General features: G+C 52.8%; 14 protein-coding genes. 8 read left to right on the top strand and 6 right to left on the bottom strand.

All coding sequences use genetic code 11. The annotated features are described in order from the left end of the window. Positions 1 to 17: 17 nt before the first annotated feature. The 5 genes from aroC (at position 18) to CWE12_RS03615 (ending at position 6,957) form a co-directional block, all read left to right on the top strand. A complete protein-coding gene (gene aroC, locus CWE12_RS03635; protein WP_126788297.1) occupies positions 18 to 1,109 on the top strand; it encodes a chorismate synthase in 1,092 nt (363 codons plus the stop codon). Then, positions 1,106 to 2,317 (top strand): MFS transporter, encoded by a 1,212-nt coding sequence (locus CWE12_RS03630; protein WP_126788296.1) that lies wholly within the window; start codon positions 1,106 to 1,108, stop codon positions 2,315 to 2,317. The genes aroC and CWE12_RS03630 overlap by 4 nt, the downstream gene beginning before the upstream one ends. Positions 2,318 to 2,392: 75 nt before the next feature. Further along, complete coding sequence (locus CWE12_RS03625; protein WP_126788295.1) at positions 2,393 to 5,236, top strand: alpha/beta hydrolase family protein; 2,844 nt, start codon at positions 2,393 to 2,395, stop codon at positions 5,234 to 5,236. Positions 5,237 to 5,271: 35 nt separating this feature from the next. Further along, a complete protein-coding gene (locus tag CWE12_RS03620) occupies positions 5,272 to 5,823 on the top strand; it encodes an elongation factor P hydroxylase (RefSeq protein WP_126788294.1) in 552 nt (183 codons plus the stop codon). Positions 5,824 to 5,832: 9 nt separating this feature from the next. After that, on the top strand, positions 5,833 to 6,957 hold the full coding sequence (locus CWE12_RS03615; protein WP_198675687.1) for an ATP-NAD kinase family protein: 1,125 nt from the start codon (positions 5,833 to 5,835) through the stop codon (positions 6,955 to 6,957). A 16-nt stretch (positions 6,958 to 6,973) separates the two neighbouring features. Here the strand turns inward: CWE12_RS03615 and CWE12_RS03610 are convergent, their stop codons facing one another. Further along, positions 6,974 to 7,294 carry a 2Fe-2S iron-sulfur cluster-binding protein gene (locus CWE12_RS03610; protein ID WP_126788292.1) on the bottom strand — a complete coding sequence of 107 codons (321 nt, stop codon included), beginning with the start codon at positions 7,292 to 7,294 and terminating at the stop codon, positions 6,974 to 6,976. A gap of 94 nt (positions 7,295 to 7,388) precedes the next feature. Here CWE12_RS03610 and gpt point away from each other — a divergent pair, with 94 nt between their 5' ends. Together gpt and CWE12_RS03600 are read left to right on the top strand one after the other, a co-directional pair. After that, the gene (gpt, locus tag CWE12_RS03605) at positions 7,389 to 7,874 is read left to right on the top strand and encodes a xanthine phosphoribosyltransferase (protein WP_126788291.1); all 486 of its coding nucleotides are present in this window, start codon (positions 7,389 to 7,391) and stop codon (positions 7,872 to 7,874) included. A gap of 16 nt (positions 7,875 to 7,890) precedes the next feature. Further along, complete coding sequence (locus CWE12_RS03600) at positions 7,891 to 8,346, top strand: thioredoxin family protein (protein ID WP_126788290.1); 456 nt, start codon at positions 7,891 to 7,893, stop codon at positions 8,344 to 8,346. Here CWE12_RS03600 and CWE12_RS03595 read toward each other — a convergent pair. The 4 genes from CWE12_RS03595 to tsaA form a co-directional block, all read right to left on the bottom strand. Then, the gene (locus tag CWE12_RS03595) at positions 8,343 to 9,833 is read right to left on the bottom strand and encodes an L-lactate permease (RefSeq protein ID WP_126788289.1); all 1,491 of its coding nucleotides are present in this window, start codon (positions 9,831 to 9,833) and stop codon (positions 8,343 to 8,345) included. The genes CWE12_RS03600 and CWE12_RS03595 overlap by 4 nt on opposite strands. Continuing rightward, the gene (locus tag CWE12_RS03590) at positions 9,830 to 10,837 is read right to left on the bottom strand and encodes a 2-hydroxyacid dehydrogenase (RefSeq protein WP_126788288.1); all 1,008 of its coding nucleotides are present in this window, start codon (positions 10,835 to 10,837) and stop codon (positions 9,830 to 9,832) included. Before CWE12_RS03590 ends, CWE12_RS03595 begins: the two co-directional genes overlap by 4 nt. 120 nt (positions 10,838 to 10,957) lie before the next feature. After that, on the bottom strand, positions 10,958 to 12,682 hold the full coding sequence (locus tag CWE12_RS03585) for a proline--tRNA ligase (protein WP_126788287.1): 1,725 nt from the start codon (positions 12,680 to 12,682) through the stop codon (positions 10,958 to 10,960). A 79-nt stretch (positions 12,683 to 12,761) separates the two neighbouring features. Then, on the bottom strand, positions 12,762 to 13,448 hold the full coding sequence (gene tsaA / locus CWE12_RS03580; protein ID WP_126788286.1) for a tRNA (N6-threonylcarbamoyladenosine(37)-N6)-methyltransferase TrmO: 687 nt from the start codon (positions 13,446 to 13,448) through the stop codon (positions 12,762 to 12,764). A gap of 226 nt (positions 13,449 to 13,674) precedes the next feature. Here tsaA and CWE12_RS03575 point away from each other — a divergent pair, with 226 nt between their 5' ends. Beyond that, positions 13,675 to 14,328 (top strand): hypothetical protein, encoded by a 654-nt coding sequence (locus CWE12_RS03575; protein WP_126788285.1) that lies wholly within the window; start codon positions 13,675 to 13,677, stop codon positions 14,326 to 14,328. Positions 14,329 to 14,403: 75 nt separating this feature from the next. On the opposite strand, the gene CWE12_RS03570 is transcribed toward CWE12_RS03575, so the two are convergent. Beyond that, positions 14,404 to 14,823, bottom strand: coding sequence for an H-NS family histone-like protein (locus CWE12_RS03570; RefSeq protein WP_126788284.1), 420 nt, complete (start codon positions 14,821 to 14,823; stop codon positions 14,404 to 14,406). Positions 14,824 to 14,827 lie beyond the last annotated feature (4 nt).

Here is a 14,827-nt window from a genome sequence, read left to right as displayed (position 1 = left end):
TAGATTCGAGGGCTCCCATGGCGGGAAATAGTATTGGTCAATTGTTCAGGGTAACCACCTTTGGTGAAAGCCACGGTGTAGCTATCGGCGGTGTTATTGATGGCTGCCCGCCCGGAATTGAACTGTCGGAAGCGCATATTCAGGCGCAACTTGACCGTCGCCGGCCTGGCCAAAGTCGCTACACGACAGCCCGCCGGGAAGCCGATCAGATCCGTATCTTGTCCGGTGTCTTCGAGGGTAAAACCACAGGCACACCGATTGGCGTGCTGATCGAGAACACCGATCAGCGTTCGCGTGATTACAGTGATATTCAGGATACCTACCGTCCCGGACATGCGGATTACACCTATGATGCCAAGTACGGTTTTCGTGATTACCGTGGCGGTGGACGCTCATCGGCACGTGAAACCGCGATTCGCGTCGCGGCGGGCGCAATCGCGATGCAGGTCCTTGCCGGCCTCGGGGTTTCAGTTCGTGGTGCGATGGTGCAGATGGGCGATATCAATGCTGAACAGTTTGACTGGGAGCAGGTGAATCAGAATGCATTCTTTTTCGCCGATAGCCGCAAACTGGACTTATTAGATGAGAGCATTCGCCAGTTAAAGAAGTCAGGTGACTCGATTGGGGCCAGAATCCGGGTGGAAGCCCACGGCGTTCCGGCGGGTTGGGGTGAACCGGTATTTGACCGGCTCGATGCCGACCTGGCGCATAGCCTGATGAGCATTAACGCGGTGAAAGCTGTCGCCATTGGTGATGGGTTCGCGGTAGTCGAGCAGCGCGGCAGCGAGCATCGTGATGAAATGGATGCCTCCGGCTTTCTCTCAAATCACGCAGGTGGTGTGCTTGGAGGGATTAGCAGTGGACAGCCGGTGATTGCTGAAATTGCGCTTAAACCAACCTCCAGTATTACCATCCCGGGGCGCAGTATTCGTCGCGATGGCAGTGAATGTGAAGTGGTCACTAAAGGCCGTCATGATCCTTGTGTTGGCATACGCGCCGTTCCTATTGCAGAAGCGATGCTGGCTATAACCTTGCTTGATCATTATCTGCGTCATCGCGGACAAAACTCAGTACTGACAGCGAACGGACAAGTGCCGACCGCCGAATGAGTTTTGCAGCACTGGAACCGCAGGCGCGCCGGCAAAGCCGTCTGCTGACGATCAGTTATTTTTGTTACTTTGCGGTACTGGCTGCATTTGTGCCGTATTTGGCGGTGTATCTCGATGCCGTCGGTTTTAATTCCCGCGAAATCGGTGAGCTGATTGCGATCATTACTGCCTGCCGCATATTCGGTCCGCCCATCTGGGCCACACTGGCTGACAAAACAGGCAAAACCTTACCCTTCATCCGCATCGGTGCCTGCGCAGGATTAGTACTTTTTGTGGCGTTGCTATGGTCATCAAGTTTTTGGTGGGTAGCACTGACAATGGGCCTAATGAGCCTGTTCTGGGCTGCGATTTTGCCACAGCTGGAAGTGCTGGCGTTAAGTACCTTAGGCCAGCAAAGCGAAATGTACTCACGAATCCGGGTCGGCGGCAGCCTTGGTTTTATCGCGGTCTCGCTGGTTATTGGAGAATTGCTTGCCGCTACCGGTGCACACCGGTTCCCGATCTACAGCGCTATTCTGGTTGCACTGCTGTTACTCAGTGTGAGCCGTTTATATGAGCCTGCTAAGGCACAGCACGTCGATACCCGTCCTGAACATACTGGCTCTATCTGGAAGCGGATACGCCAACGTCCTTTCATCGCGTTCCTGTTTTCAACCACATTATTACAAGCCAGCTTCGCACCTTTTTATGCGTTCTTCGCCTTGTATCTGACCTACCTGGGCTATGCCCCGTATGCGGTCGGCTTGTTGATTGCCTTTGGGGTCGCAGTGGAAGTGGGGATGTTCCTGATTGCGGGAAAACTGGTCGTGCGCCATGGGGTGCGTCGCATTCTTATATTCTGCATGCTGGTAACCGCGCTGCGCTGGGGACTGATGTCGCAGCTTGCTGAAGTATTCTGGTGGTTGCTGTTTGCGCAAGGCCTGCATGCATTCAGTTTTGCTCTACACCATGCGGCGGCGATTCGCTTTATTCATCAGCACTTTCCGGCGAACGAACAAAGTCGTGGCCAGTCGTTTTATGTTGGTTTCGGATTTGGAGCCGGCGGTGCCTTGGGTGCCTGGGGCGCAGGTCTGGTCTGGCAGGAGCATGCAGGAGCCGAACTAGGTTTTATGCTGGCGGCGATGGCGGCGTTGCTTGGCGCTTGCCTGTGTTTGTTTATGCGCGCTGAGCGGGGCAATCGAGGCGTTGAGCACCCGGCCAGGGTATAGCGACTGGGTGCTGTATCAGCGATAATTGTAGCCACCAATGTCATAACCAGATAATAAATACTAAGAGAGAACGCTATGAGCACATTGATGCACAGACGACGCCGTTTATTGACGAGTCTGACCCTGGCGATTGCAGGGGCAAGCCTTTCACTGGGGTCGTCGGTTAGTTTGGCAGACAGTGAAAAACGACCATTGCAGTTAACCGATATTATGCAGTTTCGCGAAATCGAGCAGTCGGTGCTGAGCGACAATGGACGTTGGTTTGCCTATAGTGCTGTGCCGGATTACGGCGATCCGGTCGGTTATGTAGTCAATGTGCTGAGCGGCGAGCAGTTTGAGGCCGAACGTGCGGATCAGCCGCAGCTCAATGCAGATGGTCGCTATGTGGCCTTTCGTCAGCGCCCGTCACTGTTAACCCGCGAACAGGCGGAGTTTGATGATGCGGATGATGAACTGCAGAAGCGGTCGAAAGAAACCGATTTGGTGTTGATCGATACCGAGAATGGCGAGCAGCAGGAATTTTCCCGGGTGGCCCGCTTTGCCTTCACGGGTGATGGTGACTACCTGCTGATGTTATCGATGAACGATGATCAAGCCGCCACTGACGAAGCTGAGAATGCCGAAGCAGAGAATGCCGAAGCAGAGAATGCCGACGTAGAAAGTAACAAGGAAAAGAGCGCAGCCAGCACTCAGACATTGACCCTGTTACGTTTAAGTGACGGTGACCAACAGCAGATAAAGCAGGTGAGTGATTTTCAGGTGGCGGAAGCAGGGCCACGTTTTGCCTACACCATAAAGAACAACGACACCACCAGCCTCTGGGTGATGAATACTACCAACCACAGCCGCTTGCAGCTAGCAGGCGCCATTGACATCGCGTTCAGCGGGCTGGCGTTCAACCATGCAGGCGATGCCCTGGCGTTTCTTCAGGGCGAAGCAGACCCTGAACAGGCGCCGGCAGCGCAAGCGTTGCAGCTATGGCAGTATGGTCAGCCAGGACTAACCAGGATTGAAAGCGAACGTGAGGGCTGGCTTCTGAGTGAGCACCAGTCACCGAGCTGGAGTGAAGACGACGCCCGCATCTTCATCGGCTACCAGCCGCTACCGGCAGCAGCTGAAGAATCTCTGGCAGCGCCGGCTAGTTATGATGAGCTGTACAGCCTGGACCGTTTACTCGATGACCGGCGCTTACAGGTTTGGCATGGCGATGACGAGCGTGTTATTACCCACCAACGACAAAGCTACGAAAATAGCCAGAAAGCAACGACCCCTGCAGTGGTGTGGGTTGAGCAGGGTCGGGTGGTCATGCTGGGCGATGATATTGAGGACAACTGGCGTCAGACCGAGCACGCTACGGCACAGTTGGTCAGTAACTCGCGACCGTATCTGCGCCAAATCAGCTGGGATGGTTTTTATCATGACATCGACCACGTAAGCCTCGACAGTGGCGAGCGGCAGCGGGTGGTGTCGCAGGTGCGCAGTAACGAACGCGGCAGCCTGTCACCGAACGGGCGCTATGTGGCATATCAGAATGACGACGCGTACTACGTTTTTGACAGCCAGGACGGCAGCCAGCAGCAAGTCGCTACCGAAGTAACAGTATCCTGGGTTGATGAAGAAAACGATCGGCCGATGGAAGCCTCCAGCTACGGTATTGCCGGCTGGCTTGATGATAGCAGTGCCTTCCTGGCTTATGACCGCTACGACGTATGGAAACTTTCAGTGGACGGCGACGCGGTTAAGTTAACTCCCAACGGGCGCGAACAGGAGATGCAGTACCGGGTCAGAGCGCTGAATGACGACCTAGGCTTCGCCAGTGACCAGCGGTTATTGATTGAAAGTTACAGTGACCGTGAAAAATACCATGGCTTCTATCAGCTTGATTTAGCGTCGGGCGCCTTCGAGGTCCTGCTGCAAGACAAAAAGCGCTATCGCTATGTGGATTACAGTGACGAGCAACAGCGGATTCTGTTTACTGAAGAAGATTTCCGTCAGTTTCCGGATGTCTGGTCGGCTACTCTGGATTTCGACCAACCCTTGCAACTGACCGAGGTAAACCCACAAATTGATCAGTTTAAGTGGGGCAATGCAGAACTTATCGACTGGCAAATCGAGGATGGCGAAACCTTGCAGGGTATTGTTATCAAGCCGGATGACTATGACCCCTCACGCACCTACCCGGTGATGGTCTATTACTACGAGCAGTATTCACAGCGGCTCTACCATTTCAATCAGATGAAGGTAAATCACCGCCCGAACTTCCCGTTTTATGTTGGCCAGGACTATGTGGTCTTTTTACCGGATATTCGCTTCCGTATGGGCGCACCGGGACCAAGTGCAACTGAGTCTCTGGTTCCCGGGGTAGAAAAGCTGATCGACATGGGTATTGCAGATCCGGACGCAATAGGTTTGCACGGGCATAGTTGGTCAGGCTACCAGTCGGCATTTGTGGTCACCGAAACGGACATGTTTGCGGCGGTAGTCAGCGGCGCACCGGTGTCGAATATGACCAGCGCCTATACCGGAATTCGCTGGCAGAGTGGGCTCGCCCGTCAGTTTCAATATGAAACCGGACAAAGCCGGATCGGGCCTAGCATGTATGAGGATCTTGACCCCTATATTGAAAACTCACCGGTGTTTTTTGCCGATCAGATCAATACACCCATGCTGATCCAGTTTGGTGATGCCGATGGGGCCGTTCCATGGGAGCAGGGGATCGAGTATTATCTTGCCTTGCGCCGTCTGGACAAAGAGGTGGTGATGTTGCATTACGAAGACGAACCGCACCATTTGCAACGTTACGCCAATAAAATTGATTACACGATTAAAATGCTCGAGTTCTTCGATCATTATCTGAAGGGCGAACCGGCACCTGAATGGTGGGTCGAAGGCATGCCATTTCAGCAGTATGCTGAGTGAACCGGGCAGGTTAACTAACTAGATGAGAGGGTTTTGTGACAGCAGGTCTAACGCATACAATAGAAGACGTGATTGATGTCTTTAATGCTACCTTTGCCGAGAGTCACAATACCCGCTTGATCAGCGGCTCGCACGAGCCGCTGTACCTGCCTTCCAGCAACCGTTGTAGCTACCACCGGATTGTGTTCGCCCACGGCTTTTACCGCTCCGCATTGCACGAAATTGCGCATTGGTGCGTTGCCGGCCGGGTGCGCCGTCATCTTGTTGATTATGGCTACTGGTACAAGCCGGACGGGCGCAATGGGGACGAACAGCGTCAGTTTGAGCAGGTAGAATGTAAGCCTCAGGCGCTGGAGCTTTTATTCTGCTTAAGTGCCGGACATGATTTTGAAGTCAGCTGTGACAACCTCGCCGCCGCTGATCCGGATGCTGTCAATGTAGCCGCTTTTGATCAGGCGGTGCGCGCGCAGTTAGCCGATTATCTGCAGACCGGACTACCACAGCGGGCAGCACGTTTTGCCACTGCATTGCAGCAATTTTACCGCACCCCTGAGATTGAAGTTGGGCGTTTGTATCACGCCGCGTAAGGAGTTGAACTGATGTTCCGAATTGGTCTGGTAGTAAATCCGTATTCCGGGATTGGTGGTGCAGTGGGTTTAAAAGGCAGCGACGGTGAAGCCACCCGCCAAGAGGCCCTTGCTAAAGGCGCTGAACTGAAAGCCAATCAACGGGTCGAGCAGGCATTGCAGTTACTGCAGCCGCATCAGTCCAGTATTCAATGGCTGACGGCCAGTGGCGCGATGGGGGCCGATGTGCTGCAACGTTTAGAGTTCGCCAGTGAAACACTGTACCAGACGCCGCAGCAGTCTGAAGCGGATGATACCAAAGCGGCTGTTAGTGCCTTGGTCGAGGCTGGGATTGATTTGCTGGTGTTCGCGGGTGGCGATGGTACTGCCCGTGATGTCTATGCTGTGATCGGAGATACCCTGCCAGTGGTGGGTATCCCGGCAGGTGTAAAAATTCATTCCGGGGTGTATGCGGTCTCACCCAAAGCGGCGGGCCGGGTGCTCGAGTTGTTGGTGAGCGGTCAGTTGACTACAGTGCGCCATGCGGATGTGATGGACATTGATGAAAACGCCTTCCGTCAGGGCAATGTGCGTGCGCGGCGTTACGGTGAAATGCTGGTGCCGGGTGAGCTTGAATACATGCAGGCGGTTAAAATGGGTGGCCGTGAAAGTGACGAACTGGTGCTGACGGACATCGCCGATGATGTGATTGAAAACATGGAAGACGATGCGCTGTACATAATGGGCTCTGGCTCGACCGTTGCGGCGCTGATGGAGCAGATGGACTTACCTAATACGCTGCTGGGCGTCGATGCCATTGTCAATCAGCAGTTGATTGGCAGCGACCTGACCGCGGCACAGCTCGAAGCTTTGTGCCGCGACTACACAAAACGTTATTTGGTGATTACCTTAATTGGCGGCCAGGGGCATATTTTTGGGCGTGGCAATCAGCAGCTCAGCCCGGCGGTTATTAAAGCGGTGGGACGACCGAATATTATTGTTGTGGCCAGCAAAACTAAGCTTAAAGCACTGGAGGGGCGACCGCTGCGGGTTGATACCGGCGATATTGAGCTGGATCAGGCGCTCACAGGCTTTATTCAGGTGACCACGGGCTACCACGACCAGACTATGGTCGCGGTGACCGCGGTGGACTAATTACGACCGATTCGTTTTAGAATTGCGAGGCAGGCAGGCGCAGGATAATACCGTCGAGCTCATCGGTCATTTCTATCTGGCAGCTTAGCCGGCTGTTGTCCTGTGGGTCGTTGGCCATGTCGAGCATACTTTCTTCCATATCGCCGACGGGGGCCAGTTTGTCTACCCAGGCCGGGTCGACATAAACGTGACAGGTTGCGCATGAACAGACGCCACCACATTCACCAATAATACCGTCAATCATATTCTCTGTGGCGGCTTCCATCAGGCTCTGACCGACTTCAACGTCCACTTCGTACTGGCCACCATTGGCTTCGATGTAAATCGCTTTTGGCATAGTTGCTCTCGTGTCCTACTTGGCTAAAAGTGATATAGTTTAACGCATCTAATCATAGGTTTGGTGATTATTGGGTTTTTTAACAGGATCTAAAATGACATTGCACAGTAATAAAGAATTTTTCGTGTCGTGGGAAGAGCTGCACCGTGCTACCCGTGAGTTAGCCCGCCGTCAACTGCCCGCAGAGCAGTGGCGGGGGATTATTGCGGTGAGTCGGGGCGGGCTGGTACCGGCTGCGATTATTTCCCGTGAGCTTAATATCCGTCTGGTTGACAGTATTTGTGTCAGTTCCTATGACCATACCTCGCAGCGTGAAGAAGCCATTGTGGTCAAAGACGTTTCCTCCACCGAGGATGGCGAAGGTTTTCTGGTCGTTGATGATCTGGTCGATACCGGCAATACCCTGCGTCTGCTTAAAAAGCGCTTCCCGAAAGCACGGTTTATCACCGTTTACGGCAAGCCTGCCGGGCTTGAGCTGGTCGATGACTATGAGGCGGATTTAAGCCAGGATACCTGGATTCATTTCCCCTGGGATATGCATCTGCACTATGTCGATCCGCTGGCCGGGCATGAGTCTTAATTAAACAGGAGTATCCATGAACTGGTTTAAAAGCATTATTGCCCTGATTATTGTCGCTGTAGTGGGGATCGGCTTTTGGTTGATGATTTTTGGCGCTCCCATTGATGACAGCGCACTGAACCGGCGCATGGAAACCTTTAATGAAGAGGCGTTCCGTACGGCACAGGCTAACAATGATCTGATTTTGATCAACTTTCATCAACGCTGGTGCCCTGATTGTATCCAGCAAAAACGGGTCCTGGCACGCTACTTTATTGATTTTCCGCAGTCGCCGGTAAAAGTATTTGAAGTGGATTTCGATGCAGAACCGGAACTGGTAGAACGCTTTCGTGCTGAAGATGCTACCAGCCTGATTTTATATCGCGGCGCCGACCGGATTTGGTATGGCTATCAGCAAACCAATACCGCGAACATTTACAGCGCGTTGCAGGAAGCGGAATATCATTCGCGATTGTTTGCAGAGGACGACTAAAACACTAGCCGGGTTAGCAGCAACGCGATAACGCCTCCGCAGGCGACCAATAGAAGAGCGACAGGCAGAGTGGCGCGCAGCACCTGTCCCTCCATCCCTTTTAGCTGTACCGTTGCCCCGGCGGCGATAATGTTGTGCGGACAGACCATGTTACCCAGGGCGGCGCCATAGTTCTGCGCCCCTAACATCGGCAGCCTGGCAACCGCAGCCTGATCCGCGGCGGCCATTTGAAATTCGCTGAAAAGCACATTGGAAGCAGTCGCTGAACCGGTAATGAACGTGCCAATCAGGCCAACCAATGCAGCCCACACAACCCAACTGACTCCGCTCGCAGACGCTAACGCGTAGCCCAAATCAATAATCAGCCCTGTATGCACCATCAGCCTCGACAGGAACAGCATTAAAAGCAATGCAATGGCGACTGGAAGCAGGCGCAAAGCGGCCTGCCGGATCGCATGCATAACATTGCGAAGCTGCTGTTGCTGGATCACGGCTGTCATTATAAAACTAATGAAAAGTAACGTCCCCGGATGATAGGCCGGTTGCATTGAAGCCTCGAATTCGCCCCATCGCCATTGCCAGATCCAGCTTTGCAGGGCTTCACGCAGGTCCGGTTGGAGCCGTGTAATGAGTACCAGACAGATAAGGACTAAATAAGGCGCGTAGGGGCGCCATTTCATCTGGATTCCAAGTGGAACACTGTTGCCCGAACTAAAAGCAGTGGGCCAGATACGGGTGATCAGGGTAAATATCAGGGCCCCGGCTAATGCGCCCACTAAGGTGGGTAATTCCGGACCTGTCCACCAGGCCAGTGCGGCAAAGGGAGCAAAAAAACTAACCCCGGTCAGCAGGGCAGGACCGGGGTTACGCATGCTGAGGGTACGGGTCATCGCGAGAGGCAGAATGAGAATGCCAGGCAAGGCAAAGAGTATGCTGGCCTGAGCCAGAGCAGTGGGGGCAAATCCGGTAATGGTAGCCTGAGCGAGCACAGGGGTGCCCACAGCGCCAAACATGACGCCCACGGCATGGCCAAACAAGGCCAGAATGACCGCCTGAACCCGACCGAAACCAGCGCTAACGAGAAAGGGCGCGGTGAGCGCGGCAGAGGTTCCGAAACCAGCGGCGCCTTCCATAAAGAGAGAAAAAAACCAGCTAATAAAGAGTGCGCTGACCTTAGGGTCAGGGTGCAGCCGCGCAAGTTGCTGCTGGATTGAAGCAAGTGACCCTGAGCGTTGCTGCAGCATATGGATCGCCAGCGCGGCAAATATAATCCAGAGAATGGTTAAACTCATGAGCCCGGCTTCAGCAGCACTGCCGGGCAACAGCGAAAGGAATAGCCCGGACGAGTTTTGCGGATAACGCCACCAGGCCACTGACAGTGCTATGGCAATTGCCAGTAATGCGGAGGTCGCCGCACGCCAGCGGAGCCAGGCCATGGTGAGCAGAATCGAGAGCAGTGGGAGTGCCAGTAACAGCGAATCTGTCATACAACTTTCTGGCTGGTGACCCGGTGCAGCTCGCCGCCTTTGCCTTCTACCGCGCTGGCGTTAAGTAAGGTGGTTTCAGCAATGTTGCTCAGGGCTTCTTTGGTGAAGAATCCCTGATGGCCAGTAATTAATACGTTGGGAAAGGTCAGCAGGCGCATAAAAGTGTCGTCCTGAATGACCTGGTTGGAAAGGTCGGTAAAAAACAGGTCACTTTCCTCTTCATAAACGTCGAGGCCAAGACTGCCAATTTTGCCTGATTTCAATGCCTCAATAACCGCTTTGGTATCAATCATTGGGCCGCGGCTGGTGTTAATCAGGGTTACACCATCGCGCATTTTGCTGAGGGTATCCCGGTTAATAATGTGGTGGGTGTCTGGTGTTAATGGACAGTGCAGCGAAATAATATGAGATTCGTGGAGCAAGGTTTGCAGTTCCACCAGTTCAAACGCGGCGAGTTCAGCCGGGTCGGCATAAGGGTCTGTGATCAGGACCCGGCAGCCCATCGCCTGCATAATATGGGCGAAACGCTGACCTATTTTTCCTGCGCCCAGTAGCCCGACAGTTTTGCCATGAATATCAAAGCCCATTAAGCCGTCGAGGGCAAAGTTGCCTTCGCGGACGCGATTAAAGGCCCGGTGAATTTTGCGATTAAGGCTGAGTAATAGAGCCAGCGTCAGTTCAGCCACGGCATGGGGGGAGTAGGCGGGGACCCTGGCGACCGTGATATCAAGCTGTTCTGCGGTGGCCAGATCAACGTTGTTAAATCCGGCACAGCGTAACAGCAGAAGATTCACTCCGGCGTTGTGCAGTTGCCGTAGAATAGTGGCGTCAACTTTGTCATTGACGAAGACGCAGACGGCGTCGTGGCCGGCGGCAAGGGCAACGCTTTGCTCGCTTAACCCAGTGTCGAAGAAGGTTAACTGATGGTCACTTCCAAGTTCCTGATTGCGTTCAGTAAATGATTGTTTGTCGTAGGCTTTACTACTGAAAAATGCAATCCTCATGGAACACTCCTGGTGGCTGGCAGTTAGTGTAGGTTAACTCTACTATCTCTACTGTGTAGCCGTTAAACGACAAAAAGCCAGTTCAATGAACTGGCTTTTTGTTTTTGCGCAATGTTGTGGCTAGCGGTTGTTGGTGGCTGTCAGTTGTTGTACCACATCAGCAATGGCAACTTTTTCCTTGTCACCGCTGCGGCGGTTTTTCAGCTCGATCATGCCTTCATCCAGGTTGCGTTCGCCCACGACGATAACATGAGGGATACCAATCAACTCGATATCAGCAAACATCACACCAGGACGTTCTTTACGGTCATCAAAGAGTACGTTCAGGCCAGCCCCCTTACATTCTTCATAAAGTCTCTCTGCGACCTCCTGAACACGCGCTGACTTATGCATGTTCATCGGTAGAATACAGACTTCGAAGGGTGCCATCGCCTCTGGCCAGATAATGCCATTGGCGTCGTTGTTCTGTTCGATAGCCGCCGCTACTATGCGCGAGACACCGATACCATAACACCCCATCAGCAGGTTCTGGTGTTTGCCACTTTCAGTCAGCACACCAACTTTCATCATGTCGCTGTATTTAGTGCCAAGCTGGAAAATATGGCCCACTTCGATACCGCGTTTGATATCCAGAGTGCCCTTGCCGCACGGACTCGGGTCACCGGCTTTGACGTTGCGTAAGTCAGCCACCGCGGGCAGCTCGACATCGCGACCCCAGTTGATGTTCAGATAATGAGAGCCATCCTTGTTGCTGCCAGCGGCAAAATCACTCATTACTGCCACTTCACGGTCTACCACCATAGGCAGTGGCAGCCCGACTGGGCCCAGTGACCCTGGGCCGGCACCGACCGCCGCACGAATTTCATCGTCGCTGGCAAAGGTAAGCGGACTGGCTACCTGCGGCAGTTTAGAGGCTTTGATATCATTCAGCTCGTGGTCGCCGCGAACCATCAGGGCGATCAGTCCGGATGCTTCGCCGTTTTCGTTTGCGCCATGCACAATAAGGGTTTTGGCGGTTTTCTCAATCGCCAGGCCAAATTGCTCAACCAATGCCTGGATGGTTTTCGCATTCGGCGTTTCGACTTCTTCCATGGTTGCAGTAGCCGGATCTGCGTTGTCTTTGCTGGCGATGGCTTCCGCCAGCTCGACGTTGGCAGCGTAATCTGAGCTGTCAGAAAAGGCGATGGCGTCCTCACCGGATTCAGCCAGCACATGGAACTCGTGGGACAGGTTGCCACCAATCGAGCCTGTGTCGGCGATAACCGGACGGAAATCCAGCCCCAGACGACTAAATATCGTCTGGTAGGCTTTAAACATAACCTGATAGGTTTGTTCCAGACTGGCTTCATCAATGTGGAACGAATACGCATCTTTCATAATGAATTCGCGCGAACGCATGACCCCAAATCGCGGCCGTATTTCGTCGCGGAACTTGGTCTGGATCTGGAACAGGTTCAGTGGCAGTTGTTTGTAACTGCTGACTTCTTTACGCACCAGTTCAGAAATGACTTCTTCATGGGTCGGGCCGAGTACAAAGTCGCGTTGATTGCGATCCTGCAGGCGCAGTAACTCAGGGCCGTAGTCCTGCCAGCGTCCGGATTCCTGCCACAGATCGGCCGGCTGTACCATCGGCATCAGTGTTTCGATAGCACCGGCAGCTTCCATTTCTTCGCGAACGATACGCTCAACGTTACGTAAAACACGTAAGCCCGTCGGCGTCCAGGTATACAAGCCTGAGGCGACTTTACGCACCATGCCTGCACGCATCATCAACTGGTGGCTGACGATTTCTGCATCGGAAGGGGTTTCTTTTAATGTGGCCAGTAAATAGTTGCTGCTGCGCATGAGTGGTTTTGCTCTCCCGGCGAAAATTATTTTGTTTTACGGTTCGAGGTTTTCGGTTCGAAATTCTGTGTGCTGCATTCTAGCAGTCGCTGACAGCAGTGACTACAGCAACCTCGTTACGGACTATCCAGTTGATATTGTAGTCGCTTAATCGCACCCCATACGTACGGTTGTCGCTGTGGCCGTGGCGATACGCAGGTCGAGGGTCCTGAGCTAAGACTTCACGCACCAACTGTGCAAACGTCGGCTGGCGGGCGAAAAAGTCCTCCACCTCTGGGGCGAAGGTGACTGGCATCAGTTCTGGCGGCAACTGCGCAAAACCCGACTGACTGTCATGGACAGCATCACTGTAGTGTAAATAGGGCTTTATATCGACGACCGGTGTTTGGTCGAGTAAATCAAACCCACTGATGACCAGCTGCCACTGACCGTTCAGACATTCGACTCGTTGCAGGCGGACTACCGATAGCCCCAGGGCATTGGGGCGAAATGTTGAGCGCGATGCAAAGACACCCACTTTGCTATTGCCGCCCAGACGTGGCGGGCGAATCAGTGGTTTCCAGCCCTGTGCCTGAGTCTGATGAAATATGAACTGCAGCCAGAGATGGGAAAACTGCTCAAGTCCCTGCAGGCACTGCGGGTTATTAAATGCTCCCTGAAGAACGACCCGCCCTTCGGCAGAAGGCGCCAGCCCAGGCTGACGCGGAATTGCAAACTTCTCTTTGTAAGGGGATTCAACAATGGCTATCGGTTCAAGCGTATACATGAGAATTGCCCGGGAATTAGTGACGGCTGATGTGAGCAGGCTATTTCACCACAACTTTGTGCTTTTCACCAAAAATTGGTGACCCGACTAAGTTTTCTTTTTAGGAGTCTTTGTAACTATATGATTTTTAAAGTTTAAAAAGTTGGCTTATAGATTGCAAAATCCACTGCTGTAAATCCCATATTTAGCGATGTGCCAGTGCTGCACAGGTAACAGGAGAATAACCATGACCTTAACAACAAAACAAATTCGCATTCGCGCGGTGCTTGGCGCCTTTTGTATCACCTCAGCGTTACTCTTGGTATCGGTATCCGCGTTGGCCGCTGATACCGTGGTTCGCAACCATCAAATTGACGGCTCAGAAACGCGTCGGTTAACGGTCGAAAACGCCGTTGGAACCATCCAGATTAAAGCGGCAGATGATGATCAGATCCGTGCTGAAGTCGAACTCGAAGGTCAGCGCCACGGCATTTTCCGCCGCAAGAAAGACGTTAGTGAGGTTGATATTGAGATTAATCAACGCGGTGACCAGCTGACCTTAGCGTTGCACGAAGACGACGTGCAGGGCAACTGGACCCTTTATATTCCAGACTTTGAAGCGGTATCGGTTCAGCTTGGGGTAGGGAGCCTTGAAGTCGATGAAGTTAGTGCTGGTTTCTCAATTGAAGTGGGAGTTGGCAGTGTAGAACTTTCTATGCCGCAGCAAGCATTGGGTGCATTTGAAGGGAATGTTGGGGTTGGTGGTATTAGCCAGTCCGGATTGCAAAATTATTCATCAAATCGGGCTGTGGTGACAGAATCAGCAGAAGGTCATGGGCTTGGCAACTACTCTGTTACTATTGAAGTGGGTGTAGGCGATATTACTCTGAACGCGTATTAAAATTCGTTTGCTGGTTAACGATGTAAAAAAGGTAGCCATTTGGCTACCTTTTTTTATTGATGCTAAATTCAGGAATTACTTTTTTATTAAAAACTCTTTAACACTACGACCTTTGTCGATCGCCTGTTGAATAACTTTAGGGGTGCGACCCTGACCGGTCCATGTCTTCTGCTCGCCGTTATCAACGTACTCATATTTAGCTGGCTTTGGTGTGCGCTTACGCCCTTTAGCTGCTGACGACTTGGTCGCAGAACTATTTAATTCAGAGGCTAAGTCTCCGATATCCAGACCTGCATCAAGCATTTGCTTTTTGATTTCTTCTATCCGTGCCCGTTTCGCTTCTTCTTCCTTGCGTAGCTCAGCTTCTTCCTCTTCACGGGAGGCAATAATACGGTCAAGCTTAGCTTTAACGTCTTCCAGCTCCGCTAAAGTTAATTCCTTGGTGTTAGCGCGTAAACGACGCTCATGGGTAAGGATATTTAAAAAATCAGACATAGAG

Origin of the sequence: Aliidiomarina sedimenti (assembly GCF_003986955.1) — a bacterium.
Classification (GTDB): Bacteria; Pseudomonadota; Gammaproteobacteria; order Enterobacterales; family Alteromonadaceae; genus Aliidiomarina; species Aliidiomarina sedimenti.
The sequence above is the reverse complement of the archived record's forward strand: the minus strand, read 5'-3'. Positions and strand labels throughout refer to the sequence as shown.

What these genes read in the sequence shown, in the direction of transcription:
- aroC (WP_126788297.1), top strand. Translation starts at nt 18, where the DNA reads ATGGCGGGAAATAGTATTGGTCAATTGTTCAGGGTAACCACCTTTGGT.
- CWE12_RS03630 (WP_126788296.1), top strand. Translation starts at nt 1,106, where the DNA reads ATGAGTTTTGCAGCACTGGAACCGCAGGCGCGCCGGCAAAGCCGTCTG.
- CWE12_RS03625 (WP_126788295.1), top strand. Translation starts at nt 2,393, where the DNA reads ATGAGCACATTGATGCACAGACGACGCCGTTTATTGACGAGTCTGACC.
- CWE12_RS03610 (WP_126788292.1), bottom strand. Translation starts at nt 7,294, where the DNA reads ATGCCAAAAGCGATTTACATCGAAGCCAATGGTGGCCAGTACGAAGTG.
- gpt (WP_126788291.1), top strand. Translation starts at nt 7,389, where the DNA reads ATGACATTGCACAGTAATAAAGAATTTTTCGTGTCGTGGGAAGAGCTG.
- CWE12_RS03600 (WP_126788290.1), top strand. Translation starts at nt 7,891, where the DNA reads ATGAACTGGTTTAAAAGCATTATTGCCCTGATTATTGTCGCTGTAGTG.
- CWE12_RS03595 (WP_126788289.1), bottom strand. Translation starts at nt 9,833, where the DNA reads ATGACAGATTCGCTGTTACTGGCACTCCCACTGCTCTCGATTCTGCTC.
- CWE12_RS03590 (WP_126788288.1), bottom strand. Translation starts at nt 10,837, where the DNA reads ATGAGGATTGCATTTTTCAGTAGTAAAGCCTACGACAAACAATCATTT.
- CWE12_RS03585 (WP_126788287.1), bottom strand. Translation starts at nt 12,682, where the DNA reads ATGCGCAGCAGCAACTATTTACTGGCCACATTAAAAGAAACCCCTTCC.
- tsaA (WP_126788286.1), bottom strand. Translation starts at nt 13,448, where the DNA reads ATGTATACGCTTGAACCGATAGCCATTGTTGAATCCCCTTACAAAGAG.
- CWE12_RS03575 (WP_126788285.1), top strand. Translation starts at nt 13,675, where the DNA reads ATGACCTTAACAACAAAACAAATTCGCATTCGCGCGGTGCTTGGCGCC.
- CWE12_RS03570 (WP_126788284.1), bottom strand. Translation starts at nt 14,823, where the DNA reads ATGTCTGATTTTTTAAATATCCTTACCCATGAGCGTCGTTTACGCGCT.